This window comes from Hymenobacter elongatus, from assembly GCF_004745955.1.
In the GTDB taxonomy this organism is placed as follows: domain Bacteria; phylum Bacteroidota; class Bacteroidia; order Cytophagales; family Hymenobacteraceae; genus Hymenobacter; species Hymenobacter elongatus.
Genome location: NZ_SRLD01000021.1, coordinates 42393 through 68042, shown reverse-complemented (window position 1 = coordinate 68042; position 25650 = coordinate 42393). Strand labels below are relative to the sequence as shown.

Annotated in this window: 22 protein-coding genes; 14 read left to right on the top strand and 8 right to left on the bottom strand. The window is 58.5% G+C overall.

All coding sequences use genetic code 11. The features are described 5' to 3' along the window. Window positions 1-86 precede the first annotated feature (86 nt). Window positions 87-773: a phosphatidylserine decarboxylase family protein gene (locus tag E5J99_RS11910; protein WP_135498036.1), complete on the top strand. Its 687-nt coding sequence runs from the start codon at window positions 87-89 to the stop codon at window positions 771-773. Between the two features lie 169 nt (window positions 774-942). Here the strand turns inward: E5J99_RS11910 and E5J99_RS11905 are convergent, their stop codons facing one another. Together E5J99_RS11905 and ribD are read right to left on the bottom strand one after the other, a co-directional pair. Then, window positions 943-1425, bottom strand: coding sequence for a GAF domain-containing protein (locus E5J99_RS11905; RefSeq protein WP_135498035.1), 483 nt, complete (start codon window positions 1423-1425; stop codon window positions 943-945). A 92-nt stretch (window positions 1426-1517) separates the two neighbouring features. Next, window positions 1518-2552 carry a bifunctional diaminohydroxyphosphoribosylaminopyrimidine deaminase/5-amino-6-(5-phosphoribosylamino)uracil reductase RibD gene (ribD, locus tag E5J99_RS11900; RefSeq protein ID WP_135498034.1) on the bottom strand — a complete coding sequence of 345 codons (1035 nt, stop codon included), beginning with the start codon at window positions 2550-2552 and terminating at the stop codon, window positions 1518-1520. 90 nt (window positions 2553-2642) lie between these two features. Between ribD and prmC the strand changes: the two genes are divergently transcribed. From prmC to rfbA, 7 genes are all read left to right on the top strand, one after another. Further along, complete coding sequence (prmC, locus tag E5J99_RS11895) at window positions 2643-3506, top strand: peptide chain release factor N(5)-glutamine methyltransferase (RefSeq protein ID WP_135498033.1); 864 nt, start codon at window positions 2643-2645, stop codon at window positions 3504-3506. Between the two features lie 130 nt (window positions 3507-3636). Next, on the top strand, window positions 3637-4227 hold the full coding sequence (locus E5J99_RS11890; RefSeq protein ID WP_135498032.1) for an acyltransferase: 591 nt from the start codon (window positions 3637-3639) through the stop codon (window positions 4225-4227). Between the two features lie 16 nt (window positions 4228-4243). Beyond that, window positions 4244-5542 carry a nucleotide sugar dehydrogenase gene (locus E5J99_RS11885; protein WP_135498031.1) on the top strand — a complete coding sequence of 433 codons (1299 nt, stop codon included), beginning with the start codon at window positions 4244-4246 and terminating at the stop codon, window positions 5540-5542. A 106-nt stretch (window positions 5543-5648) separates the two neighbouring features. Next, the gene (gene galE / locus E5J99_RS11880; protein ID WP_135498030.1) at window positions 5649-6674 is read left to right on the top strand and encodes a UDP-glucose 4-epimerase GalE; all 1026 of its coding nucleotides are present in this window, start codon (window positions 5649-5651) and stop codon (window positions 6672-6674) included. A gap of 154 nt (window positions 6675-6828) precedes the next feature. Then, window positions 6829-7881: a dTDP-glucose 4,6-dehydratase gene (rfbB, locus tag E5J99_RS11875; protein WP_135498029.1), complete on the top strand. Its 1053-nt coding sequence runs from the start codon at window positions 6829-6831 to the stop codon at window positions 7879-7881. A gap of 110 nt (window positions 7882-7991) precedes the next feature. Further along, complete coding sequence (locus E5J99_RS11870; RefSeq protein ID WP_135498028.1) at window positions 7992-8999, top strand: SDR family oxidoreductase; 1008 nt, start codon at window positions 7992-7994, stop codon at window positions 8997-8999. A gap of 132 nt (window positions 9000-9131) precedes the next feature. Further along, on the top strand, window positions 9132-10010 hold the full coding sequence (gene rfbA, locus E5J99_RS11865) for a glucose-1-phosphate thymidylyltransferase RfbA (protein WP_135498027.1): 879 nt from the start codon (window positions 9132-9134) through the stop codon (window positions 10008-10010). 76 nt (window positions 10011-10086) lie between these two features. On the opposite strand, the gene chrA is transcribed toward rfbA, so the two are convergent. Then, complete coding sequence (gene chrA, locus E5J99_RS11860; protein ID WP_135498026.1) at window positions 10087-11322, bottom strand: chromate efflux transporter; 1236 nt, start codon at window positions 11320-11322, stop codon at window positions 10087-10089. A 169-nt stretch (window positions 11323-11491) separates the two neighbouring features. Next, window positions 11492-12469, bottom strand: a complete 978-nt coding sequence (locus tag E5J99_RS11855) for an isopenicillin N synthase family dioxygenase (protein ID WP_135498025.1) — start codon at window positions 12467-12469, stop codon at window positions 11492-11494. Between the two features lie 137 nt (window positions 12470-12606). Here E5J99_RS11855 and E5J99_RS11850 point away from each other — a divergent pair, with 137 nt between their 5' ends. Then, complete coding sequence (locus E5J99_RS11850; RefSeq protein ID WP_135498024.1) at window positions 12607-13434, top strand: hypothetical protein; 828 nt, start codon at window positions 12607-12609, stop codon at window positions 13432-13434. A gap of 92 nt (window positions 13435-13526) precedes the next feature. Here E5J99_RS11850 and E5J99_RS11845 read toward each other — a convergent pair whose 3' ends face one another. Continuing rightward, a complete protein-coding gene (locus E5J99_RS11845; RefSeq protein ID WP_210114439.1) occupies window positions 13527-15551 on the bottom strand; it encodes a hypothetical protein in 2025 nt (674 codons plus the stop codon). A 293-nt stretch (window positions 15552-15844) separates the two neighbouring features. On the opposite strand from E5J99_RS11845, the gene E5J99_RS11840 reads away from it, so the two are divergent. Continuing rightward, complete coding sequence (locus tag E5J99_RS11840; RefSeq protein ID WP_210114438.1) at window positions 15845-17854, top strand: OmpA family protein; 2010 nt, start codon at window positions 15845-15847, stop codon at window positions 17852-17854. A gap of 208 nt (window positions 17855-18062) precedes the next feature. Here E5J99_RS11840 and floA read toward each other — a convergent pair whose 3' ends face one another. Next, window positions 18063-19064, bottom strand: coding sequence for a flotillin-like protein FloA (gene floA, locus E5J99_RS11835; protein ID WP_135498021.1), 1002 nt, complete (start codon window positions 19062-19064; stop codon window positions 18063-18065). 69 nt (window positions 19065-19133) lie between these two features. Further along, complete coding sequence (locus tag E5J99_RS11830; RefSeq protein WP_449549533.1) at window positions 19134-19664, bottom strand: NfeD family protein; 531 nt, start codon at window positions 19662-19664, stop codon at window positions 19134-19136. A 58-nt stretch (window positions 19665-19722) separates the two neighbouring features. Here E5J99_RS11830 and E5J99_RS11825 point away from each other — a divergent pair, with 58 nt between their 5' ends. Beyond that, on the top strand, window positions 19723-20304 hold the full coding sequence (locus tag E5J99_RS11825; protein ID WP_135498019.1) for a Crp/Fnr family transcriptional regulator: 582 nt from the start codon (window positions 19723-19725) through the stop codon (window positions 20302-20304). A 73-nt stretch (window positions 20305-20377) separates the two neighbouring features. Beyond that, complete coding sequence (locus E5J99_RS11820) at window positions 20378-20956, top strand: DinB family protein (protein WP_135498018.1); 579 nt, start codon at window positions 20378-20380, stop codon at window positions 20954-20956. A 100-nt stretch (window positions 20957-21056) separates the two neighbouring features. Here the strand turns inward: E5J99_RS11820 and proS are convergent, their stop codons facing one another. Further along, window positions 21057-22532: a proline--tRNA ligase gene (gene proS, locus E5J99_RS11815; RefSeq protein ID WP_135498017.1), complete on the bottom strand. Its 1476-nt coding sequence runs from the start codon at window positions 22530-22532 to the stop codon at window positions 21057-21059. A gap of 193 nt (window positions 22533-22725) precedes the next feature. On the opposite strand from proS, the gene E5J99_RS11810 reads away from it, so the two are divergent. Together E5J99_RS11810 and E5J99_RS11805 are read left to right on the top strand one after the other, a co-directional pair. Beyond that, window positions 22726-24063: a hypothetical protein gene (locus E5J99_RS11810; RefSeq protein WP_135498016.1), complete on the top strand. Its 1338-nt coding sequence runs from the start codon at window positions 22726-22728 to the stop codon at window positions 24061-24063. 59 nt (window positions 24064-24122) lie between these two features. Then, window positions 24123-25619, top strand: a complete 1497-nt coding sequence (locus tag E5J99_RS11805; protein WP_135498015.1) for an OmpP1/FadL family transporter — start codon at window positions 24123-24125, stop codon at window positions 25617-25619. Window positions 25620-25650: the final 31 nt, after the last annotated feature.

Sequence of the window (25650 nt, the reverse complement as noted above, 5' to 3'; positions counted from 1 at the left end):
TTCTATGGCTGGGTGGGCCGTTCTCGGAAGCGGGTGGGCTGCCTAAAAAGCCGCCGACAGCCTGCTCTCACCGTTGCCATTACCCCATGAAGATTCACAAAGAAGGACGCCGCATACTTTTCTTCACGCTGCTGGCGCTGCTGGCCGTCAACCTGTTGCTGTTTCAGCTCAATGCGCGCGCCGAAACCTTCAACCTCATTTTCGCGGGAGCTTCCGTTGTTGCGTTTCTGCTGCTGCTACAATTCTTCCGCAGCCCGTTTCGCAACCTGCTCACCCACGAAGACTTGCTCATCGCACCTGCCGATGGCAAAGTGGTGGTAATTGAGGACGTGCACGAGCCGGAGTACTTCGACGACGTGCGCAAGCAAATCAGCATCTTCATGTCGCCCATCAACGTGCACATCACCCGCAACCCGATTTCGGGTATTGTGCGCTATTTCAAGTACCACCCCGGCAACTACCTGGTAGCCTGGCACCCCAAAAGCAGCACCAAAAACGAACGGACGACCGTCGTGGTACAGTCGGATGCCGGCCCGATGGTGTTGTTTCGGCAGATTGCCGGAGCCATGGCCCGCCGCATCGTGTGGTACGTCAACGAAGGCGACGAGGTAAGCCAGGGCGAGGAGTTTGGCTTCATCAAATTCGGCTCCCGCGTCGACCTGTTCGTACCCATCGATACGGAGGTGAAAGTGCAGATCGGCGAGAAGGTGAAAGGCGGCCAGACCATTATTGCCCAGCTCAAAACCACGCCACCTACCTTGTTCGGTAAGTAGGATTTTTCGAGTATCGTGACCCAACATAAAAAGCCCGTAGCTGTATGCTACGGGCTTTTTATGTTTCACTAGGGTGTGTGGACGGTAATCGAAAAAGCAGTCCTGAATGCTCGACATGACGTTCTTTATTCTCAACTGTCCACACAGCCTAGTTAAGGAGCGCTACCGCTCAAAACCATCGGGCAGCCGCCAGCATAAGCTGCTCCAGCGCCGCTTGGTCATCGTGGTCGAAGTCGTTCAGCAGGTCGCTGTCCACGTCGAGCACGGCTACCACTTGCCCGTCTTGCACTATCGGCACCACGATTTCCGACTTAGACTCGGAGCTGCAGGCAATGTGGCCGGGAAACTGCTCTACATCGGGTACAAGCAAGGTTTTGGCCAGCGCCCAGCTGCTGCCGCACACGCCTTTGCCGTGCCGGATGCGGGTACAGGCAATCGGGCCCTGAAATGGGCCGAGTACCAGCTCATCGTTTTTCACGAGGTAAAACCCCACCCAGAAAAAGCCGAATGCCTGGCGCAAAGCGGCGGCGGTGTTAGCGAGGTTGGCCACCAGGTCGGGCTCACCAGTGGTCAGGGCCTCGATTTGAGGCAATAGCTGGCGGTACTTTTCGGCTTTGGTGAGCGTCGTGTCGAGCAGGAGTTCTTCGGCCATTAGTTAAAAATAGAGCTGAGGTTTTGAGAAGGAAAGTAGCAGGAACACGAATTGGCTGGCAAAGTTGTGCGGGAGGCCGCGCGGCGCGTCCGTTACCGGTTATGGTACACAAACACATCATCTTCGCCGAGCGTGAACTGCTCGTGCAGGCCCGATAAACCATGTTTGGGTGCCGCAATGCCGCCACCCAGCTTCTGGCGGCTGCGCAAAATCCGCATTTCATCCCAAAGTCCGTCGCGCAGTAGCGAGCTAAGCACTGTGGGGCCGCCCTCCACCAGCACCGACTGCACGTTGCGTTGGTAGAGGTTGGCCAGCAGCTGCGGAAACAGGTCGTCGGCCTCCGAGAGCGTGATGTAGCCCAGATTCTGCTTTGTAGGCCGCTCCCGGTAAGTGTAGACCAGCGTCGGCTGCAGCCCGTCGAACAGGTGGTGCGTGGGCGGCAGGCTCAGGTTTTTATCGATAACCACGCGAATGGGATTCTGCCCGGGCCATTCGCGGGCGTTCAGGCGGGGGTTGTCGTGCAGGGCCGTGCGGGTACCGATGAGAATAGCCTGTTCTTCGGTACGCCACTGGTGCACCGCCGCCTGCGCCAGCGGCCCACTGATGCGTACGGGCTGGAAATACGGCCCCGCCAAGTAGCCGTCGGCCGTTTCGGCCCACTTCAGCACCACGTAGGGCCGCTTTTTCTCCTGGAAAGTGAAAAAGCGTCGGTTGAGCCAGCGGCCTTCCTCCTCCAGCACCCCGGTTTCCACCTGAATGCCGGCGGCCCGCAGCTTGTCGATACCCTGGCCGGCCACCAGCGGGTTGGGGTCGAGGTTGCAGATGACCACTTCGCGCACGCCCTTGGCGATAAGCAAGTCGGCGCAGGGCGGGGTTTTGCCGAAGTGAGAGCAGGGTTCCAGCGTTACGTATACCCGGCTTTGGGCTAGCAGGCGCTGATCAGCTACGGCGGCCAGGGCGTTTACTTCGGCGTGCGGCCCGCCGTAGTGCCGGTGCCAGGCTTCCCCGATGATGCGGCCCTCATGCGTGACCACGCAGCCCACCAGCGGGTTGGGGCGGGCATAGCCGGTGCCCAGGCGGGCTAGGTCGAGCGCACGGCGCATTAGTAAAGCGTCAAAGTCGGTCATAGCGGGCCAGGGCGTAGCTTTGTAGTCCCGAAGATACACACAGGAACCGGAGCCGCGCTACCGGCCGTTTCTGACCACCATGCCTCTTTTATGCCCACCATTCGTCAGCTGACTACCACGCTTGCCGCCGCCTTGCACGCTGTTTACCCTGCTTCGGAGGCCGAGAGTATCGCGGCTATAGTGGTCGAGCATCTGCTGCAGGTGTCGCCCTTGCAGCGGCGCATGCAAAGCGCCGAGGCGGTAACGGCTGGCATAGAAGCGCAAACGCAGCAGATGCAGGCGCGGCTGCTGTGCCACGAGCCGGTGCAGTACGTATTGGGCGTAGCGCATTTTGCCGGGCTGGAGCTGGAAGTAACACCGGCCACGCTTATCCCCCGCCCCGAAACCGAGGAGTTGGTGGCTTTGATAGAAGCCGAGCAGAGAGGCCGCTCGGCAGTAACGCTGGTCGATGTTGGTACCGGCAGTGGCTGTATTCCCATTGCTCTATACCAAGTCCTGCGCCCGCAGCGCGTGGTCGGGATAGATATTTCGGCGGCGGCCTTGGAAGTAGCTCGCCGCAACGCCGCCCGCTACGGCTGCCCGGTTGAGTTTCTGCGGGCCGATATTCTGGCGCAGGAGCCACCGGAAATTGGGGTACGCTCGGTGGATATTCTTGTTAGCAACCCGCCGTATGTGCTGGAGCAGGAGCGGCCCCTGATGCGGCGCAACGTGCTCGACTACGAACCCGCCACGGCCCTGTTTGTGCCCGACCACGACCCGCTGCTGTTCTACCGACGCATTGGGGAGCTGGGCCAGCGCTGGCTGCGGCCCGGCGGCGCGCTCTACTTCGAAATCAATGAACAGTACGCGGCCGAGTTGGTGGCGCTGCTGCGGCAGCAGGGTTACACGAGCGTTGAGCCGCGTCAGGATATTTTTGACAAAGACCGGCTGGTGCGGGCCACGAAAAACGGATAAAGTTCTCACTACCAAACCGCGTGCGGTGGGGCCGGCGCTAAACTTCGCAGCGCCTTAACCTACGAGCCTTCGAAAAACCCTACCTTTGCGGGCTGAAAAACTGCCAGCCTTTTCCTAACGCCTCGCCTCTGTGACTGCTGCTCCCGCCTACTTCGCGCACCCTACCGCCGTCCTCGACGAAGGCTGCCGCATTGGCGACGGGTGCCGAATCTGGCATTTTGCGCATCTGATGCCGGGCTGTGAGCTGGGCGAGCAGTGCAGCATTGGCCAGAATGTTATGATTGCCGACGGCGTGCGGCTGGGCCGCAACGTGAAGGTGCAGAACAACGTGAGCCTCTACACCGGCGTGGAGTGCGCCGATGATGTTTTTCTGGGGCCTTCCGTCGTGTTCACCAATGTGCGCAATCCCCGCAGTGCCATTGTGCGCCGGGGCCAGTACCAGACGACAGTACTGGAAAAAGGCGTGAGCATTGGGGCCAACAGCACCATCGTGTGCGGCGTGCGGCTGGGCGAATATGCCTTTGTCGGGGCCGGCTCGGTAGTCACCAAAGACGTGCAGCCGTATGCGTTAGTATACGGCAATCCGGCCCGGCACCACGGCTGGATGAGCACTTTCGGGCACCGGCTGCAGTTTGATGTGGCTGGCCACGCCACTTGCCCGGAAAGTGGCGAGCAATATATATTGACCAATCACCAGGTTTCCCGTAGTAGCATCCGCTAACTCTGAATTTCGCAACGTGTACGAGCAACTCCTCCAGAAACAGAATAAACTAGCCGTCATCGGCCTCGGCTACGTGGGTCTGCCCATCGCCCTCGAATTTGCCCGCAAGCTCAGCGTTATCGGCTTCGACATCAACGCCGCGCGCGTGGATCTGATGCGGAACAACATTGACCCCAGCGGCGAGTTGGAAGCCAAGGATTTTGAAGGCTGTGACATCACCTTCACCGATTCGCTGGAAGTGTTGCGCGAGGCTACCTTCTTCATCGTAGCGGTGCCAACGCCCATCGACGAGCACGCCCAACCCGACCTGAAGCCGCTGCTGGGCGCTTCGAGCAGCGTGGGCAAAGTGCTGAAGAAGGGCGACTACGTGGTGTTCGAAAGCACCGTATACCCCGGTTGCACCGAGGAAGACTGCATTCCGGTGATGGAAAAGCATTCGGGCCTGAGCTTCGCCAATGGCGATTTCAAAGTGGGCTACTCGCCCGAGCGCATCAACCCCGGCGACAAGGAGCACACGCTGGCCCGCATCGTGAAAGTGGTATCGGGCTGCGACGCCGAGTCGCTGGATATCATTGCTAAAGTTTACGAGCTGGTTATCACGGCCGGCGTGCACCGCGCCAGCAGCATTAAAGTGGCGGAAGCGGCCAAGATCATTGAAAACACCCAGCGCGACGTGAACATCGCCTTGATGAACGAGCTGTCGATGATTTTCGACCGCATGAGCATCAATACCTACGAAGTGCTCGAAGCTGCCGGCACCAAGTGGAATTTCCTGAAGTTCTCGCCCGGCCTCGTCGGTGGCCACTGCATCGGTGTCGATCCTTATTACCTGACCTACAAGGCCAAAGAGCTGGGCTACGACGCGAAGGTGATTCTTTCGGGCCGCACGACCAACGACAACATGGGAGCGTACATCGCCCGCAAAACGGTGCAGATGATGATTAAGCAGGGCAAAGACGTGGCCAAAAGCCGGGTGCTGGTGATGGGCGCTACGTTCAAGGAAAACGTGGAAGATATCCGCAATTCCAAGGTGGCCGACGTGATTCAGGAACTGAAAAACTTCTCCGTCAACGTCGATATCGTCGATCCGCACGCCGACTCCGACGAGTTGCACCACGAGTATGGCTTCCGCCTGATTCCGGCCGACCAGGTGCGCACAGACTACGATGCCGTGCTGGTGGCCGTGAGCCACAATCCGTACCTGGCACTGGACGAAGCCTATTTCCAGTCTATTACTTCCGAGAACCCCGTACTGGTCGATATCAAAGGCCTGTACCGTGGTAAGATGCAGCAAATGCAGTATTGGAGCTTATAAGCGAGCTGGTGAAAAGAGGGAACGGGTTTGTCCGGCACGGCTTCGCGCGAGCTAAACGGCTCCTCTTCATCTCATCAGCTTCCCCCCTCACCATTTCACAGGAAGAATGGAACGAACGAAAATACTGGTTACGGGTGGCGCAGGCTACATTGGCTCCCACGCGGTGGTTGAGCTGTATGAGGCCGGCTATGAGCCTATTATAGTCGATGATTTCAGCAACTCGCGGGAATCGGTGCTGGCAGGCATCCGCGCCATTCTGGGCGTGGAAGTGCCATGCTACCGCATCGACTGCGGCGACGAAACTGCGTTGCGCGGAGTGTTCGACCAAGAGCAGGGTATTCGGGGTATCATTCACTTTGCCGCTTTTAAGGCGGTAGGCGAATCGGTGCAGGAGCCGCTGAAATACTACCACAACAACATTGGCTCGCTGCTAACGCTGCTGCGGGTGATGCCCGAGTTTGGGGTCAGCAACCTGGTCTTCTCGTCGTCGTGCACCGTGTATGGCATTCCCGACCAGCTGCCCGTGACGGAGCAAACGCCGACCAAGCCGGCCACTTCGCCCTACGGCAACACCAAGAAGATGTGCGAGGACATCCTGAACGATGTGGCCTCGGTGTCGAAAGGTGCTATCCGGACCATTCTGCTGCGCTACTTCAACCCGATAGGGGCGCACGCGTCGGCCCGCATCGGCGAGTTGCCGCTGGGAATTCCCAATAATCTGGTGCCGTTTATCACCCAGACGGCGGCCGGAATCCGCGAAAAGCTGACCATCTACGGCAATACCTACGACACGCCCGACGGCACCAACATCCGCGACTATGTGCACGTGGTAGACCTGGCCAAGGCCCACGTGGTAGCGGTGCAGCGCCTACTCGATGGCACCGGCGACGCGGTAGAAACCTTTAATGTGGGCACCGGCCACGGCAACAGCGTGCTGGAAGTGGTGCAGGCCTTTGAGCGCGCTACCGGCCACAAGCTGAACTACACCATTGGCCCGCCTCGCCTCGGCGACGTGCCCGCCATTTATGCCGACGTGACCAAGGCCACACAAGAGCTGGGCTTCAAAACCACCGCCACGCTGGACGAGGCCCTGGCTAGCTCCTGGAAATGGCAACAGACCCTAGGTAAGTAACGGATAACGAAAGACCGTTGTGCTGAACGCAACGGAGCGGAGTCGAAGCATCTTTACCGCTTCGCTGCTAAAGTAATTTGATTACTACTGCGGTAGAGATGCCTCGATTTCGCGGACGCCAGATAAGCATGACGGCTACTAAACAATTCAACACATGAAAATCATCATCACCGGCGGGGCCGGCTTCATTGGGTCGCACGTGGTGCGCTTGTTCGTAACCAAGTATCCGGAGTATCAGATTCTGAATCTGGATGCGCTGACCTACGCCGGCAACCTGGAAAACCTGCGCGATATTGAGAATGCGCCCAACTACCGCTTGGTGAAAGGCGACATTACCGACCAGGCCTTCGTCGATCAGCTGTTCGCCCACGAGGAGCCCGATGCCGTGATTCACCTCGCCGCCGAGTCGCACGTCGACCGCAGCATCACCGATCCGCTGGCGTTTGTGAAAACCAACGTGCTGGGGACGGTCCATTTGCTGAACGCGGCTAAAAACCTGTGGAAGCCGCTGGGCTACGAGGGCAAAACCTTCTACCATGTGAGCACCGATGAAGTGTACGGTTCCCTGGAAATGGGCCCCGAGATGTTCACCGAGGATACCAGCTACGACCCCCGTTCGCCGTATTCGGCCTCCAAAGCGGCTTCCGACCACTTTGTGCGCGCCTGGTACCACACCTACCACATGCCGGTGAAGCTGAGCAACTGCTCGAATAACTACGGCCCCAACCACTTCCCCGAAAAGCTGATTCCGCTGGCTATTCACCGCATTCAGCACGGCCAGCCCGTGCCGGTGTATGGCAAGGGCGAAAACGTGCGCGACTGGCTCTTCGTGAAAGACCACGCTACCGCCATTGATGCCGTGTTCCACAACGGCACCGTGGGCGAAACCTACAACATCGGGGGCGTAAACGAGTGGCAGAACATCGAGCTGATTCACCTGCTGTGCGACGTGATTGACGAGAAGACCGGTCGCGAGAAAGGCACTTCCCGCAAGCTCATCACCTTCGTAACCGACCGCGCCGGCCACGACCTGCGCTACGCTATCGACAGCAGCAAAATTATGAACGAGCTGGGCTGGAAACCCTCGGTAACATTCGAGCAGGGCCTCGCCCAGACCGTAGACTGGTACCTGGAAAACACCGGCTGGCTGGAAAACGTAACCAGCGGTGCCTACCAGCAGTACTACCAGCAGCAGTACAACCGCTAGAGCGAAGTTTTACTTCGCGCCTCGCGTCCGCGCCGCTGAGTGGCTTTGGCTTTCCGGCAACCCTATCGTTCAACGCCTCGCGAAGTGAAACTTCGCGTTATATCTAGTTCATGTACGAAACTCCTTTTCACGACCAGCCGCTCGACAACCTGACGTTTCTGGTGACGGGCGGAGCCGGTTTTATCGGTTCCAATCTGGTTGAATACCTGCTCAAGTACGGCGCTAAACAAGTGCGGGTGCTGGACAACTTCTCCAATGGCTTCCGCAAGAACGTAGCCCTGTTCGCCGATAATCCGGCGCTGAAAGTCATCGAAGGTGATATTCGCGACCGGCAAACCTGCGTGGACGCCTGCCAGGGCGTTGATGTTGTCCTGCATCAGGCGGCGCTGGGCTCCGTGCCGCGCTCCATCAACGACCCCATTACCAGCAACGACGTCAACGTGGGTGGTTTCGTAAACATGCTGGTGGGGGCCAAGGAAGCCAGCGTGAAGCGTTTCGTCTACGCCGCTTCGTCCTCGACCTACGGCGACCACAAGGCATTGCCGAAAGTGGAAGACCGTATCGGTAAGCCACTGTCGCCCTACGCCGTTACCAAATATGCCAATGAGCTGTACGCCGATGTGTTCAGCAAAACCTACGGCATGGAAATCATCGGGCTGCGCTATTTCAACATCTTCGGGCCCCGCCAGGACCCGAACGGTGCGTACGCGGCCGTTATTCCGCTCTTTATCGATGCCGTGCTACAGGGCAAGCCTCCGCGCATGAACGGTGACGGTGGTCAAACCCGCGACTTTACTTTCGTGGAAAACTGCGTGCAGGCCAACATTAAAGCTGCTCTGACCACGAATCCCGAAGGTGTAAATCAGGTGTACAACATTGCCGTGGCCGACCGCACGTCGCTCAACGACTTGTTCAACATCCTGAAAGAGGAAGCCCAATCCGACATCACGCCCGAGTACGGACCCGACCGCGCCGGCGACATCCGCGACTCATTGGCCGACATTAGCAAAGCCCGGAATTTGATCGGCTACGACCCGCAGATTCGAATTCAGGAAGGCTTACAGAAAACCCTGGCTTGGTTTGAGGCCAATACCGCCTTTATTGCCGAGCGAAATTAAATTTGAACCCTCATGCTAAGCAATACAGAGGCATTTCTACCGCAGCGGCAACTGGTTGCAGTGGCGGCAGAGCTGCTTCGACAAGCTTCGCACGTCGGATGGGCATTAAGTCACTAAGTCACTAACTCACAGATGAAAGGTATTATCCTAGCCGGCGGCTCTGGCACGCGCTTGCACCCGCTCACGCTGGCCGTCAGCAAGCAGCTCATGCCGGTGTACGACAAGCCGATGATTTACTATCCGCTGTCGATTCTGATGATGGCGGGCATCCGCGAAATCCTCATTATCACCACGCCCCACGACCAGGAGCAGTTCAAGCGCTTGCTGGGCGATGGGCAGACGCTGGGCTGTAATTTCCAGTACGCTATTCAGGAAGTGCCCAATGGTCTGGCGCAGGCTTTCGTAATCGGGGCCGATTTCATCGGCGACGACACGGTGGCGTTGGTGCTCGGCGACAATATTTTCCACGGTGAAGGCCTGGAAGAGCTGCTGCAAAGCAACAGCAACCCCGATGGTGGCGTGGTGTATGCCTACCACGTGCACGACCCCGAGCGCTACGGCGTGGTGGAATTCGACGATAACAAAAAAGCGCTCAGCATCGAGGAAAAGCCGAAGCAGCCCAAGAGTAATTACGCCGTACCGGGTCTGTACTTCTACGACAACGAAGTCATCCAGATTGCCCGCGACCTGAAGCCCAGCCCCCGTGGCGAGTACGAAATAACGGACGTGAACCAGGAATATCTACGGCGCGGTAAGCTCAAAGTTGGTATCCTGGGTCGTGGCACCGCTTGGCTCGATACCGGCACGTTCGAGTCGCTGATGCAGGCGGGCGAGTTTGTGCGCGTCATTGAGCAGCGCCAGGGCCTGAAAGTGGGCTCCATCGAGGAAATTGCCTACCGTCAGGGCTTCATCACTGCCGACCAGCTGCGCAAGATTGCCGAGCCCCTTCGTAAAAGTGGCTATGGTGACTACCTGATGCGCCTGCCGGAGTCGCTGCTGCTGGAGAAATAATTTTCTCTCAATATTGACCACAAAAAAGGCCCGTGCTACTGTTAGCACGGGCCTTTTTTGTTGAGTGAGAGCAACTCTAGAATAAGATGCCCGCCACCAAACCCGCCAGCACGATAACGTAAGATGGAAACCGGTCCCAGAGCAGCACCAGGAAAGTAGCGGCCACCAGCAGCAGGTTTATGGGCGTGTCGGGCAGCGGATGATACAGCAGAAACGTGGCCGCGCACACCAGCCCCGCCGACACGGCATTGATTCCTTCCAGCGACGCTTTCACGACTCGGTATTGCTTGAGCTGGTCCCAGAAGCGAATTAGAAAAAAGATCAGCAGCGTGCCCGGCATAAAAATGCCCGCTGCCGCTACCAGGGCGCCTAGTATTTGGCCACCCACGCCACTCCCATCCTGACGCATAGCCAGCGCCCCGATGTAGGAGGCAAAGGAAAAATTAGGCCCGGGCATGGCCTGCACCAAGCCCAGGCCCGACAGGAATTCCTGGGTGGTGAGGTAGGCCTTAAATTCCACGAACTCGGCGTATAGGAGCGGGGCCAGCACCTGCCCGCCGCCAAACACAAGGCTGCCGTTGCGGTAAAAATTCTCGAACAGCCGCACCGGCAGCAGCCGGGTATAATGGCCCAGCACGGCCGCCCCGATCAGCACAGCCAGCCACAGCACGAAGTTGGCCCACTCAATATTCAGGGGTTGCTTTTTCTTCTGTACCGGCATTTTGCGGTAGCGGAACGTGGTGATGACGCCGCCCGCAATGAGCAGCGCCGGCAGCACCGAGGGCAGCTGAAACCGATAGGCCAGCATGGCCGCCGCCACCATCAGGGCCACGGAGGTTTTGGTGTGAATAACCTTCTCCGCAATTTTGTAGGCCGAATATGCCACAAACCCGACCGCTATAGGCTGGATATATTGCACCAGCCGCGCCACGAGGTCTTTGTCGAGGTAGGAAATCGTGAGGCCCGTCAGCGTCATAAGCGCCACCGCGGGCAGCATCCAGACCAGCACCGTGAGGTAGGCCAGATTGGGGCCCCCAAGCCGGAAACCAATGGCCGTAATGGTTTGGGTGGAGGTCGGGCCGGGCAGAATCTGACAGAGCGCCGTCAGCTCGAGCAGCTCGGCGGCCGTCAGGTAGCGGCGCTTGTCTACCAGCAGCCGCAGCATCATGGCCAGATGCGCCTGCGGGCCGCCGAAAGCCGTGAGACCCAGCGCCGCCACGTCCTTCAGAAAAATAATTCCCCGTACCCGTTTGGTGCGGGTTCCCCAAGAGCCTCTAGGGGGCGGCGCAAGCTGAATTTCTTCCGTTTCCAAGGTAGGGTGGGGTACTTGAGAGGTCAGGCAAAGCACTGGGCAGCACTACAGTGGCGTCGATGTAGGCCGTACTACTGCCCAAAAAAAGCTGCCGGTTGCTGAATGCCAGCCTGGGAATTTCCAGAACTCAGACCTTCAACAACCGGCAGCCACTAGTGCAGGGCAATATTTACTTTTTCTTCAGACCCAGCTCGATCAAACGCTCATTGAGAAACTCACCGGCGGTAATATCCTCCTGCTGTTTGGGATTGGTGGGCGTCACGCAGCTTTCCAGGGCCGCCAAGCTCATTTCGGAGCGAGGGTGCATGAAAAACGGTACCGAGAACCGAGACGAGTTCATCTTCTCACGCGCGGGATTCACCACGCGGTGGATGGTGCTGCGCAGCACGCCGTTGGTGAGGCGTTGCAGCATATCGCCCACGTTCACTACGATCTGGTCGGGGAGGGCCGTAATCGGAATCCACTTGTCGTCGCGACGTTTCACCTGCAGGCCATCAGCAGAAGCGCCCATGAGCAGCGTAATTAGGTTAATGTCGCCGTGTTCGGCGGCCCGCACAGCATCGGCTGGCACCGCGTCGGGGTTTTCGATGGGGAAGTAGTGGATAGGCCGCAGGATGCTGTTTCCATTGCGGACCTTATCATCGAAATAATTTTCGGGCAGTTTCAGGTACAGCGCAATAGCCCGCAACACGTCTTTGCCCGCCGCTTCCAAGGTCCGGTAGGTAGTGAAGGTGCTTTCCTGAAAGGTAGGCACTTCTTCGGGCCAGATGTTGGCCGGGTACTCCTTGCCAATGGGGTCGTTCGCATCGTCGACCTCCTGGCCCACGTGGAAAAACTCTTTCAGGTCGCCGGTATTGCGGCCCTTGGCGTGTTCTTTACCCTTGCTGATATAGCCGCGCTGGCCCGCTAGGGCCGGATTTTCGTAGCGCTGCTTGGCATCATCCGGCAACGCGAAGAAGGCTTTCACGTCATTGTAGAGCGCTGCCGTCTGCGTGTCGGTGAGGCCGTGGTTCTTCAGGGCCACGAACCCAATGTTTTGATACGCTTCGCCCAGCTGCTGAACGAAGCGGGCCTTGCGTTCCGGATCACCGGAACGGAAATCGGCCAAGTCGAGGGACGGAATTTCTTCCAACAATTTTTCTTCCATAGCGGAAAATCAATATACTTTTGAGCAAACCTTACGTATTGCGCAAGGTACTTAAAAAATCATTCGTCGTCCCGGTGTCGGGGCGCGACCGGACAAACGGTCCGGTGGTCCTCTTAACCCCTTCCACCATTTCCCTCATGAAAGCATCTGCTTTACTGATGAGCAGCGCGATGCTGCTTGGTTTGGCTGCCTGCGACACGGCCAGACAACAACAAGAGTCGGGCTCGCAAGCTACGGCTGAGCGCGTATCCTCGGCTAACACCGCTTCCATGGAGAAAAACGGAATCCGGCTGACGCCTTTCTCCGATTCGCCCAGAAACCCCGAAGCTCAGGTACAACTCAAATCGCCAGTCACCGGTTCTAGCGTGCCTAGTGGTAGCGTGTCGTTCGACTACGACATTACCAACTTCCAGCTCACCAAAATGACGGGCGGAATGCACGCGGAGGAAATGGCTAACTCCCAGCAGGGCCAGCATATTCATAATATCGTCGACAACGAGCCCTACACGGCGCACTACACCACGGAATTCACGAAGCCGATTGCCGATGGGCAACACGTGGTCTTGTCGTTCCTGTCGCGCTCGTACCACGAAAGCCTAAAGCATCGTGGTGCCTACGATTTGCGGGTAATTACGGTGGGCAAAGCTCCCGCGACGCCCCTGAACGCCGATTTGCAGGCTCCGCACCTGTTTTATAGCCGCCCCAAAGACACGTATTCGGGCAAGGATGCAGCTAAAGTAATGCTGGACTTTTATCTGGTGAACACCACCTTATCGCCGGAAGGCAACAAGGTGCGGGCTACTATCAACGGCACCGAGTTCATGCTCGATCAGTGGGCTCCCTTCATGATGGAAGGTCTGCCCGCTGGTCAGAACACCGTGAAGCTGGAGCTGGTAGATGCCAGCGGTAACCTGATTCCTGGTCCGTTCAACTCTGTTACCCGCAACTTCACGCTGCAGCCCTAACGGCCACCAGTAGCTGATGCACGAAAAACGTCGGTTCGCCCTTGGGTGGGCCGGCATTTTTTCGTGCCCTCAATGGTCGAAAGATACCGGCCCTACTGCCGATGAAATGCCCGGATGCGCCAGTTGACGGCCACCTCAAAATAAGGATACAGGTTTTTGGTTTCCCGCTCCAGATCGGCTGTTGTGTAGCTGGTGCCAATGTAAGCGCCCGTACCCTGCTCGTAGCGGTAGAGTGTGCGCAGCTGCTGCAGCCACAGGCTGGCCACTACTGAGAAACCGCTGGTAGTACGGCGCTCATAGGCTATGTCGGGCCCCTGCTGGCGGGTAAGGCTGCGCAAGTAGATAAGCGTGGAGCCGGCCCCGGTAGCATCGTCGAGCAGCGCTGCCCGGCCGTGGCTACGCTGCTCCAAAAAGCGGTAGCCCAGCCGCAGGCTGTTTTGCCCGCGTGTGCCACCCCAGCTGTGGCGCACGCCCCCCGATAAGTCGTGGGTAATAGTCGTGTCCAGGGGGCTTTCCTTGAACTGGGGCCAGTTGAGTAGCCCGATGCGATTCTCGCGCCGCACGTAGTCGAGGGAGGCTAGCAGGCGAGCGGTGAACTGGTAGCTGACCTGCTGCTGCTGCTCAAGCACGCGACTAGCGCGGTTCTTCAGCTGCTCGCTGAGCCGGTCGCGCACTTGGTAGCTCACCCACAGATGATAAGTCGATTTCAGACTGAAGCGCCCCGGGGCCCACGTGAAGGAAGGCTCCCAGTGCAGAAGCCGGTCGGTGTAGTTTTCAGCGCTCAGGGCTGCCCGAATAAACACAAACTGGCGGTATTCGCTCCCCACAGCCAGCGAAGTGCGAAAGGCCCCGGCCCAGCGGCCCACCCACACCAGGCGGAGCGTATGCTGCGCTTCGTCGCGGTCCTGGTCGTTGTCTGCGCTGGGTGTATCTACGCGCAGCAGCTGGGCCGAGCCCAGAAGCGTAAGCGAGTGGCGCGGCAGCGGCAGCCACGTCAGCTCCGACTGCCAGAGCGTGGTTTTTTCGGAAATATCCTTAATCTTTTCTCGCTCGGTGCTGGCGGCCAGCCTGATGGGCGAAAGGTTGCGGTTGTTATCCAGAGAGTAGTTGCGGTTCCGCTCCCGGTAGTTGAACAGCAGCATAAACTGGAGCTTTTTGCCATTCACCCGCACTTCCTGGCGCGTGTCGAGTTCCTGCTGCTGATAGCCTATGTTCTGCACCGTATCCGATTCGGCGGCAAGCCGCCGGTAGAGAAAAGCCCGCCGGGGCAGAGCCAACAGGTTATCGGAACGAAACGAGGCTTTGTCTCCCAGGCGGTATACCCAGCTGAGCTGCGTGGCGATGGTGTCGCTCTGAATGCGCTGCACGTTGCCGGGGGCGTAGTCTTCGGCCCGGTTGGAGCGGTAGCCCAGCCGCAACGAGCCGCTGGTGAAGTCGTCGAAGCTGCGCTCGTAGTAGCTCTCGGCCAAGGTGCGCTGCCACACCCGCGGCCCCAGCTGGGAACGGGTGCCAAACAGCCGCAGGGCCACGGGCTGCCGCGCTTGCTGCCCCGGATAAATCAGCGTCGTCACATCCAGGCCGTAGGATGGGCCCGCGTCGCGGCGGCCGTTGCGGGCATCATAAGCACCCCCACCAAAGAGCACGTAGCGCGCCACCGACAATGTATCTAGCGTTGTGGCTGGCCGCAAACGGTGCTGGTAGCCCACGCGGGCCAGCCAGGCTCCGGTGCGCGTGGCATTGGCCCGGCTCTGCTCATAGTGCAGCAGCTGGCCTACCTGCCAGCGGCGGCCCAACCGGAGCGTATGCAGCATATTGGCTCCGTAGTCTTCCCTTACGAAGGGGGGCTGCCCCCGCTCGTCGTAGATCCAGTCGCTGAATAAGCGATATTGTACCGATTGGTTGGGGGTGAGCCGCGTACGGCCGCGCACGTCGGTTTGCTGCGCATAAGTGCTCACACCTACCCGCCGGGTTCGGAAGGAGAGCAGCAGCAGCGAATCGGCGGCGGGGGACGTGCTTTCGGGAGCCAGCGCCTGTGCCACTGCCGCTTCGGCCGCGCCCAGCAGCAGGAGCAGCAACAACGAGCAGACAGCAGACAAAGTAGCTCGACAGCGACGCATGGTAGCAGGACAACGGGCCGCGTAGCAGCAGGCAACCGATAATGCGTAAGTTAGCTAATCGAGAATCGGGCTGCAACCGTCGGGCTAATCTAGGTTTTAGACAAAAAAAAAGCGGCGCACATGCCGGAGTGTGTATTTTTGGCCTGGCTTTAGTATCGCACCGAAACCTCCACGCAGTTCAGGACGTCTTGAGTGTTCCGACCTGTCGTTTGAGGTAGGTTTGGTGCTCCCAGAGGCCTTTGTTTTGCCATATACAGCTTATGTTCGTTCGAAAACTTGTTCTCTCTTTGGGGTTGATTGTTGGAATGGGAGGCTGGGCGCAGGCCCAGCGGGCCATTTGGGCGGCGAAAGTAGTTGCAGTATCCTCTCAGAAAGCAGAAGGGAAGGAAGCCTTTTCGCCCGAAAAAGTGTTGGGCGAGCCCAATGCTCAACCGTTGGGGGAGGTGAATAATGACGCCTGGATTCCTAAAAAGGAAGGAGCCAACGAGTTTATTGAGGTTCGCTACGGCAAATCCATTATTGCCAAGCAGGTCACGGTCGTGGAAAACTTCAATCCTGGTTCTGTCACCAAAATCGAGCTGGTAGATACCCGGGGCACCAAACACCAAGTCTACGAAAACAAGAGTCCGGGCCCGGTGCCGGAGTTATTCCGCTCCCTGAGCGTGACATTTGCCGCCGGTACCTACCGCACAGTGGGCGTGGTAGTGTCGATGAACACCAAAGCCGTGGAGGGCGTCAACCAGATTGATGCCATCGGCATTGCCGATGTGGTGGAAACGATGGTTAAAAAGGAGTTCAAGGGCGAGGCCGACGGCGTTAGCTTCGACTCGGCGATGGTAAACCTGGGCACCAACGTCAATTCCAAATATGTCGATACGCACCCCGTGATTTCGCCGGATGGCAAAACGCTGTTTTTTGCCCGGCAGGAAAGCCCGCAGAACCTAGGCGGGGCCAACGACGTGCAGGACGTATGGTATAGTACGTTGGCCAATGCGGCCAAAAAAACCTGGAACCAAGCCAAAAATATCGGCGGACCCATCAATACGCCCGGTCCGAATGGGCTGGCTTCCGTGTCGTCGGATGGCAACACGGCCGTGCTGATTAATATTTATAACCCCGATGGTACTTCGGACCCGAAAGGAGCCAGCATTTCGCGCCGTACCAAAACGGGCTGGGGCATGCCGGTAAAAATTGAGATTGAAGATTTTTATAACGACGACAGTGAGAACGTCGACTATTTTCTGGGCACCTCCGGCAAAGTGCTGCTCATGGCCGTTGACCGCAAAGACGGGCAGGGCGAGCAGGACCTTTTTGTGAGCTTCATAAAGGCAGATGGCCGGACCTGGACCCGGCCGAAAAACTTAGGCAGCAGCATAAATACCAAAAAGCCGGAGTTCGCGCCATTTCTGGCCGCTGATGGCAAGACTTTGTATTTCGCCTCAGAAGGCTTGGGTGGCTATGGCAAGAGTGATATTTTCTCCTCAAAGCGCCTGGACGACAGCTGGACCAACTGGTCAAAGCCCCGCAACTTGGGCCCCAATATCAATTCACCGGATTTCGACGGGTATTTCACTCTTTCGGCTGCCGGCGAAGATGCGTATTTGGTATCGTCGCGCAAGGGAATTGGGAACTCGCGCGACATCTTCCGCATCAACCTGACGCCCCAGTTCAAGCCGGAAGTTGTAACACTGGTGCGGGGCCGGGTGCTCGACGCGGCTACCAAGAAGCCTGTGGCCGCCACCATTAAATACGAAAACCTGCTGACGGGCGAGGAAATCGGCGTGGCCGAAACCAGCCCCGTCGACGGCTCCTACACTATCGTGCTGCCCTCGGGAGCCCACTATGGCTACCGTGCCGAAGCCGAAAACTACCTGGCCGAAAGTGACAACCTAGACGTAACCGACCGGCAGAACTACTCCGAAGTCACCCACGACCTGTTTCTGGTGCCCTTCGCCGTGGGTTCGACCATCAAGCTGAACAACATTTTCTTTGCCCAGAGTAAATATTACCTGCGCGACAACTCCTACCCGGAATTGCTGCGCCTGGTCCGCATTCTGAAAGATTACCCTTCGGTAGAAATCAAGCTGGAAGGCCACACCGACAACCAGGGTGTGCCGGCCCTAAACCTGAAGCTGAGCCAGGACCGTGTGAACGAAGTGAAGAAATATCTGGTGTCGAAGGGCATCAGCGGCAACCGGATTACAACCGAAGGCTTTGGCGATACCAAGCCAATCGCCAGCAACGACCAGGAAGAAAGCCGCAAGCTGAACCGCCGGGTAGAATTCCGGATTACGAAGAAGTAAGTATGGTTTCGGTGCGCTGGCAATGCACATCCTTGACATGCTACACTGTATAGTAACGAAAAGCCCCACCGCCTAGCTTAGGCAGTGGGGCTTTTCATTGAAGCTGTTTAGGAAGTCGCCAAAAGCAATCAGCATGATGTGCTGATTGCTTCCTAAACAACTGCTTCATTGTTGCAAGAGCGCGAGGTGCGCGAAGAACTAGAAAAAATCAGCTCAGCCGCGACTCGTCGCGGCCGGGTTTGGTGCTGCTGTTCTGGCCGCCGGGGTTAGCAATGGAGTCACGCATATCGGTGTCAGCCTGCACGTTGCGCATCTTGTAGTAGTCCATCACGCCCAGGTTGCCGGAGCGGAAGGCTTCGGCAATGGCTTTCGGGATTTCGGCTTCGGCTTGCACTACCAAGGCTTTGGCTTCTTGGGTTTTGGCGCGGTTTTCCTGCTCCACGGCCACAGCCATAGCGCGGCGCTCTTCGGCTTTGGCCTCGGCCACTTTCAGGTCGGCGGTGGCTTGGTCGATTTGAAGCTTGGCTCCGATATTTTCCCCGATATCAATGTCGGCAATGTCGATGGAGAGGATTTCGAAGGCCGTGCCCGCGTCGAGGCCCTTGCTGAGTACGAGCTTGGAAATCTTATCCGGGTTTTCGAGCACCTCCTTGTGCGACAACGATGAGCCGATGCTCGTCACGATGCCTTCGCCCACGCGGGCCAGAATCGTTTCCTCGCCCGCGCCGCCCACGAGCTGGGTAATGTTGGCCCGCACCGTGACGCGGGCAATTACGATGAGCTGAATGCCGTCCTGCGACACGGCCGCCACGTTGGGCGTGTTTATCACCTTCGGATTGACGGACGTAGTGACGGCCTCAAACACGTTGCGGCCCGCTAAGTCGATGGCCGTGGCCTGCTTGAAGTCGAGCGGGATGTTGGCCTTATCGGCCGAAATCAGCGCTTTGATAACATTGGGCACGTTGCCACCGGCCAAAAAGTGCGTTTCCAGCTCATTGCTCGTGATGTGCAAGCCCGCTTTGGTGGCCGTAATCAGCGAGTTGACGATGAGCGTCGGCGATACTTTGCGCACGCGCATCAGCACCAGCTGAATCAGGCTAACCCGGACGCCCGAGAAAATGGCCGTGATCCAGAGGCTGATGGGGAAAAAGTACAAAAACACCAGCAGCGCGACGGCCGCAATGATAATGGGAGCGAAAGGTATTTCCATTAGAATGAAGCTAGGTATCGGGGTCCGAGTTACGGGTTTTTGGGCGGTTTCTTGTCTCTGACCCAATCGTTAGGCCACCTGCTCTACCACAATGCGGTTTTGCTCGATGCCCAGCACGCGCACGGCGGTGCCGGCCGCCAGAAACTCGCCCCGCGTCACAACTTCCCGCCGGTCGTCCTCAAACAAAGCCGTACCCGCCGGGCGCAGCGCCGACAGCGTCCGGCCATGGGAGCCAGGCAGGATATCGGAGCGGCGCACATCCCGCACGCTGGTGTTGTTCACGTCGGTGAGGGCAAACTTGTGCAGGTTCTTGGGCCGTAGCCCGATGTAGATGACGATGCTGGCCAGCACCACCGCCGTAACGAGCGTGACGTGGCCGCCGGAGCTGCCCAAGTCCCGATAGCCAAACCAGATGCCGACCGCCAACAGGGCAAAGCCCACCAGGCCCACCAGAGTAGTGCCGGGAATAAAAAGTACTTCGGCCACCAGAAACAGCAGACCAAAGAGCAGGAGCAGGGCAATGGTAATCCAGTCCATAGGTAGGGTGGGTTGGGAGTAAGCTAAAGATACACAGAAAGCCGTGTGCCTGGGCGCACCGATATGCAGCAGCGTTGCTATTTTTAAGCTTTCCTACTCGCTTGTATAGAGGTAGCAACGTATGGCTGAAACACGCTCCGAAGGTAGGACAATGCTGGCCGAGCTGCTACGGCAGGTGCCGGGCCTGGCCGAGGACGATATCCGGGAGTTTCTGCTCCTGTGGAACCGCCACGTGGTGCTCCGGCGGGGCGACTTTCTCATTCGGGCCGGGCAGGTGGAGCGCCACCTGTATTTCGTGACGAGCGGTGTGCTGCGTATCTATTACCCGAGCCAGACTGAGGAAATATGCGTGGGCTTTGGCTACGCCAACACTATGGTCTGCTCATTTCCATCATTTGTCGACAGCCGGCCGTCGGACTACTGCCTGCAAGCGCTGAAAAAGTGCGAGCTGGTGGCTATTTCCCGCACCGACTTCACTGATTTCCTGGAACGTAACGCGGCCTTTGCGCGCTTTTGGCGCACCGAGCTGGAGCGGGTGCTGGTGGGCCGCATCGAGCGCGAAATCGACTTGCTGCTGCCCGAGCCCGAGCGGCGGCTGGCGCGGCTGTTGGCCCGCAGTCCGCACATTTTTCAGCTGGTTCCCAAAAAATACATTGCCTCCTACCTGCGCATGACGCCCGAAACGCTCAGCCGCTTACGCTAAATATTGATCCCGGTCAAGGTTTGCAAGCAAGCAGCTCCAGACCTTTGACGCAATCAACCCTAACGCCTTCGCCATGCTTTCTACCATCCTGTTGCGCCAGCTCACCGACCAGGTACAAGAGCTACATGCCACCGTCGATACCCAGCTGCGCCCGCTGGATACCGCCCGGCTGAACTACAAGACTTCCACTGCCAGCTGGAGCATACTCGAATGCCTGGAGCACCTGAACCGCTACAGTCGCTACTATAACGAGGAGCTGGCCAAGGCTTTACCCAGCCAGGAGCAGAGCTGCAACCCGCACGAAGTCGGCTTCACTTGGCTCGGGCGCAAGTCGTACGATATCGTGCGGCCCGACAACGGCAAGCAGCACAAGACTATCAACCACATGAACCCTGCCGGCAGCCAGCTGGGCCCGGAGGTCCTCCACGAGTTTTTGCGGCATCAGCAACACCTGCTGGCGCTGCTGACTGCTGCCACAGGCACCAATCTGAACCGGAAGGCCGTGCGTGTCGAGTTCTTTCGGCTGCTCAAGCTGCGGGTGGGGGAGGCCCTACAGTTTGTAGTAGCCCACGAGCAGCGCCACGTGCAGCAGGCGCTACGAGTGGTTCAGGCTGCTCAACACCAGCTAAGCGCGCCGGTGCTGGTTGTTTAAGGAGAATGAGGGTCAGCGGCTGGTCACGCATATGGCACGAAAAAGGGTCGACAACGTGCGTTATCGACCCTTTTTCGTGTTGCTGGTAGTGCAACCCGCCTTAATAGGCGCGGGCGAAGTATACGCGCCGCTTGCTGGGCTGGCCCGTCAGGATGCAGGTGCCATCCTCGTCGGGCTCGTTCAGCGCAATGCAGCGAATGGTAGCCTTGGTTTCCTCTTTGATGCGCTCTTCAGTTTCGGGTGTGCCGTCCCAGTGCGCTACCACAAAGCCGCCTTCACCTTCCAGGGCCTGCTTGAACTCCTCGTAGGTATCTACGCGGGTCGTGTGGGTTTCGCGGAAGTTCAGGGCCCGGTTGTAAATGTTGGCCTGAATAGCTGAAAGCAGCTGATCGACACTGTTGACGATGTCGGCCAGTGGCAGGTTCATCTTCTCCTTGGTGTCGCGGCGGGCTACTTCCACGGTGCCGTTGTCCAGGTCGCGCATGCCCACGGCAATACGCACCGGTACGCCTTTCAGCTCCCACTCCGCAAACTTGTAGCCGGGGCGCTCGGTGTCCCGGTCATCAAACTTCACGCTGATGCCACGCTCCAGCAACCCCATTTGCATGGGGCGGATGCGCTCTTTCAGCTCTTCCAGCTGTCCGGCTTTGTAAATCGGGACGATAACGACCTGAATAGGAGCCAGCTTAGGCGGCAGCACCAAGCCTTCGTCGTCGGAATGAGCCATAACCAACGCGCCCATCAGGCGGGTGCTCACGCCCCAGGAAGTGCCCCATACGTGCTCCAGCTGCCCTTCCTTGTTCGTGAACTGCACGTCGAAGGCCTTAGCGAAGTTTTGCCCCAGAAAGTGCGAGGTGCCGGCCTGCAACGCTTTGCCGTCCTGCATCAAGCCCTCAATGCAGTAAGTATCGAGCGCACCCGCAAACCGTTCATTCTCGCTTTTCACTCCCTTCACGACGGGCAGCGCCATCCATTCTTCGGCAAACTGGGCATAGACTTCCAGCATCTGGCGTGTTTCGGCCACCGCTTCCTCGGCAGTAGCATGCGCCGTGTGGCCTTCCTGCCACAGGAATTCAGCAGTGCGGAGAAACAAGCGCGTGCGCATTTCCCAGCGCACCACGTTGGCCCACTGGTTAATCAGCAGCGGCAGGTCGCGGTAGCTTTGAATCCAGCCTTTGTAAGTGCTCCAGATAATAGCTTCCGATGTTGGGCGCACAATCAGCTCTTCCTCCAGCTTGGCGTTGGGGTCTACGCGGAGCTTGCCGGGCCGGTCGGGGTCGTTCTGGAGGCGGTAGTGGGTTACGACGGCGCATTCCTTGGCAAACCCTTCGGCATTTTTCTCCTCGGCTTCAAACAGGCTTTTGGGTACGAACAGCGGGAAGTATGCGTTCTGGTGACCCGTCCGTTTGAACATGTCGTCCAGCTGGCGCTGCATCTTTTCCCAAATGGCGTAGCCGTAGGGTTTGATGACCATACAGCCCCGCACGGCGGAGTTCTCGGCCAGCCCGGCCCGCTTCACCAACTCGTTGTACCACAGGGAATAGTCTTCACTGCGCTTCGGCAAACTTTTACTCATATTCGGGGTATCTTTGATAAGGCAAAAGGTTCCCAAAACTGGTACAAGATTTGTCCTGCAGTAGTGGCACCGTTTCGGGGCCAAATTACGTTATTAAACCGGAGCTAACCTCACTGGTCTGACAAGTCAGGCAACCATTACGGGGTTTCTCTCCTCTGTTCCTTGCAAGGTTTACTTCTCAGCGTCAGCAGCCATGAAATCACTCCTTAACACCGTTTTGCCCGCCATGGCCCTGCTCGCGCTGGGTGGCTGCGCAAGCACCTCGGCTCTCACCACTACGGAGAGCGACGGGGTGTATTATTCCTCCAAAGACCGCACGACCTACAACGCGCCAGCGTCGGCTACTGCCTCCGTGCAGCGCCAGGAGCCGCAGCCCGCGGCGGCCGATGACGAAACCAACCCCGACTACACCACTTCCAGCTCCAGCAAATCCTCGGCCCAGAGTGGCGGCTCGGAGTATTACGACGATGATTACGGGTACTCGGCCCGCATCCGCCGCTTCCATCAGCCGGTATATCGGGGTTTTGGCTACGGCTATAACGACTTCATCTACGCCGACCCATTCTGGTATGGCGGTAGTCCTTATGCATACTACGGTGGCGGCTATTCGCCCTACAACAATTGGGGCCCAGGTTTTTATGACCCGTTTTATGGCCCCTACTACGGTGGCTCAGCGCTGGTTATCAACATTGGTTTTGGCCGCCCTTACTACAATCCGTGGCGCTATGGCTATGGTGGATTTGGCTACGGGTATGGCGGCGGCTACGGTGGCTACCGCTCGGGCTACTATGATGGCTACCACAACGGATTGTCCAACGGCTATGGCTCTGGATACTACGGTGGCGGTGGCACCCGTCGCAACGTGCAGTACGGCCCCCGGGGCAGCCGTAGCCTGGAGGCTACTACCAAAGGCGGTACCGCAGGCTCGGGTCGCAGCCGGACACGGGAAGGTGGAACACCAGCTCCTACCGGTGACATCAGAGCTATTGATGCTACCAATGGCGCTACTCCGGCCTGGAATGGCCGGAGCCGCCCGCAGGCCACCAGCGCCACCAGTGGATCAGCCACTGATGTGCGCACGGGCCGTAGCGAGCAGGTACTGAGAAGAGATGCTGCTACTCCCGATGGTCGGGTGCGGCAGGCAGAAGGCCGCGAGGCCGGCGAACAGCCGCGCACGCCTGAAACCGGTGGCCGGCGCTGGCGCGTGGTAGAAAACGCGGGCGATGCGGGCAGCCAGCCCGCTACTGCGCCTACTTATTCGGAGCCGCGTCGGGGCAGAGTTCGTGAAGCATCCAGTGGCGAGCGGACTTCTGAGCAAAATACCAGCGAACAGGCAGTGGAGCAGCCAATACGGCGTCAGCGGTCAGCGCCGGCGCAACGGGTAGAGCGTCGGGAAGCGCCACAGCGCACGTATGAGGCTCCGCAGCGTTCCTACGAGGCCCCGAGCCGCTCTAGCTCCGAGCCATCGCGCAGCTCTTCCCCCGCTTCGGGCGGCGGGCGTAGCGGTGGTGGTCGCGGCCGCGGCGAATAGTTTATTTTTCGGAAATTTTATCGTGGCCGGTTTCATGCCGGTCACCTGCCTTTCCTACTATGAAAAACCTGAAATACTTGCTTGCCGTGGCCTTCGTGGGTCAGGCCAGCTACGGCTTTGCCCAATATCAAGTAGATGCTCTTCGCTTTTCGCAAACCCAGTTTGGCGGCACGGCCCGTACGCTGGGGAGTGGTGGTGCCAACGTAGCCGTAGGGGGCGATTTGGGTAGCCTGTCAACTAACCCTGCCGGCTTGGGTATGTACCAGCGCTCCGAGTTCAGCTTCTCTCCCGGCTTGGGCTTGGGCAGCACCGAAAGCAAGGCCTTTGGCACTACCACCACTGATGTTCGCAACAGCCTGCACATCGGTAGCCTGGGAGCCGCGTTTGCCAAGCGCCGACCCGACAGCGACCCTACCCCCTGGCGCGGTGGAACATTTGCAATAGGCCTCACTCGTGTCAACGACTTCAATCAAAGCTTCCGCTACGGGGGCAAGCCGGCCATCAACCAAGATATTCTGCAGCGGCTAAGTGAAGACCGGGGCGAGGCTCTTGACGACTTGGCTTACGATACCTACCTCACCGAAAGAGACTCGAAGGGAACCTACATTCCAGCAGACTTCAGCAAAACGGGCGAGCTGTCGCAGCAAGAAACGGTGCTGACGACGGGCTCGCAGACCCAGTACGACTTCGGCTACGGTGCCAGCTACCGCGACCAGCTGTATGTAGGGGGCGCTATCGGCATCGTGACAACAACGTTCAACTCTACCAGCACTCTCACGGCGGCTGACCCCGCGCAGCCTGATCCGAACACAACCGGGACGGCCTTCGGTACGCTCACGTATCGGGAGACGCTAGAAACCCGTGGAGCGGGGCTCAACGTCCGGGTGGGGGCTATCTATCGGCCGAATGATATCCTGCGGATTGGGGCTGCTATTCAGAGCCCGACCTACATGGGTTTTTCGGAAACCTATGGCTCGTCTCTGAACACAACCTTTGACCGCGCGGTGGTCGTGGATGGCAAATCGTATACCTCGGCCAGCGCATCAACTGACCCTGGCGAGTTTAGCTACGTGCTTACTACCCCTTTCCGGGCTTCGGGCGGCATAGCGGCGGTTATTGGCAAGCATGGTTTCGTAAGTGGCGATGTAGAGTATGTCGACTACGGCCAGGCCCGGCTTAGCAATGATAACAGTGACCCGGCAGCCGTCAATACGTTTGACTTTGGCCCCGATAATGACAATGTGCGCCAGCTATACCGCTCCACCATGAACGTGCGGGTGGGTGGAGAGCTACGCTTCGATGTTTTCCGGCTGCGGGCCGGCTATGCCCGCTACGGCGACCCGTACAAGGAAAACGCGTTTGACCGCACCCGCAACTATTTCACGGCCGGGGCCGGCATTCGGCAGAACAACTTTTTTGTGGATGTAGCCGGCGTATACGGCACCAACAAGCGCTTTTATAGCCCCTACGCTCTCGACAACCCCCAGGATGTGCCGGTGGTAAGCGTAGACGGCAACCGCTACACGACGACCGTAACGGCGGGCTGGACATTCTAGAAAAGCCCACTACCACAGCCATGGGCGGCCT

Excerpts from the sequence above, each read along its gene's own strand:
- E5J99_RS11910 (WP_135498036.1), top strand. The coding sequence starts at position 87 with ATGAAGATTCACAAAGAAGGACGCCGCATACTTTTCTTCACGCTGCTG.
- E5J99_RS11905 (WP_135498035.1), bottom strand. The coding sequence starts at position 1,425 with ATGGCCGAAGAACTCCTGCTCGACACGACGCTCACCAAAGCCGAAAAG.
- ribD (WP_135498034.1), bottom strand. The coding sequence starts at position 2,552 with ATGACCGACTTTGACGCTTTACTAATGCGCCGTGCGCTCGACCTAGCC.
- prmC (WP_135498033.1), top strand. The coding sequence starts at position 2,643 with ATGCCCACCATTCGTCAGCTGACTACCACGCTTGCCGCCGCCTTGCAC.
- galE (WP_135498030.1), top strand. The coding sequence starts at position 5,649 with ATGGAACGAACGAAAATACTGGTTACGGGTGGCGCAGGCTACATTGGC.
- rfbB (WP_135498029.1), top strand. The coding sequence starts at position 6,829 with ATGAAAATCATCATCACCGGCGGGGCCGGCTTCATTGGGTCGCACGTG.
- E5J99_RS11870 (WP_135498028.1), top strand. The coding sequence starts at position 7,992 with ATGTACGAAACTCCTTTTCACGACCAGCCGCTCGACAACCTGACGTTT.
- rfbA (WP_135498027.1), top strand. The coding sequence starts at position 9,132 with ATGAAAGGTATTATCCTAGCCGGCGGCTCTGGCACGCGCTTGCACCCG.
- E5J99_RS11855 (WP_135498025.1), bottom strand. The coding sequence starts at position 12,469 with ATGGAAGAAAAATTGTTGGAAGAAATTCCGTCCCTCGACTTGGCCGAT.
- E5J99_RS11850 (WP_135498024.1), top strand. The coding sequence starts at position 12,607 with ATGAAAGCATCTGCTTTACTGATGAGCAGCGCGATGCTGCTTGGTTTG.
- E5J99_RS11845 (WP_210114439.1), bottom strand. The coding sequence starts at position 15,551 with ATGCGTCGCTGTCGAGCTACTTTGTCTGCTGTCTGCTCGTTGTTGCTG.
- floA (WP_135498021.1), bottom strand. The coding sequence starts at position 19,064 with ATGGAAATACCTTTCGCTCCCATTATCATTGCGGCCGTCGCGCTGCTG.
- E5J99_RS11825 (WP_135498019.1), top strand. The coding sequence starts at position 19,723 with ATGGCTGAAACACGCTCCGAAGGTAGGACAATGCTGGCCGAGCTGCTA.
- E5J99_RS11820 (WP_135498018.1), top strand. The coding sequence starts at position 20,378 with ATGCTTTCTACCATCCTGTTGCGCCAGCTCACCGACCAGGTACAAGAG.
- proS (WP_135498017.1), bottom strand. The coding sequence starts at position 22,532 with ATGAGTAAAAGTTTGCCGAAGCGCAGTGAAGACTATTCCCTGTGGTAC.
- E5J99_RS11810 (WP_135498016.1), top strand. The coding sequence starts at position 22,726 with ATGAAATCACTCCTTAACACCGTTTTGCCCGCCATGGCCCTGCTCGCG.
- E5J99_RS11805 (WP_135498015.1), top strand. The coding sequence starts at position 24,123 with ATGAAAAACCTGAAATACTTGCTTGCCGTGGCCTTCGTGGGTCAGGCC.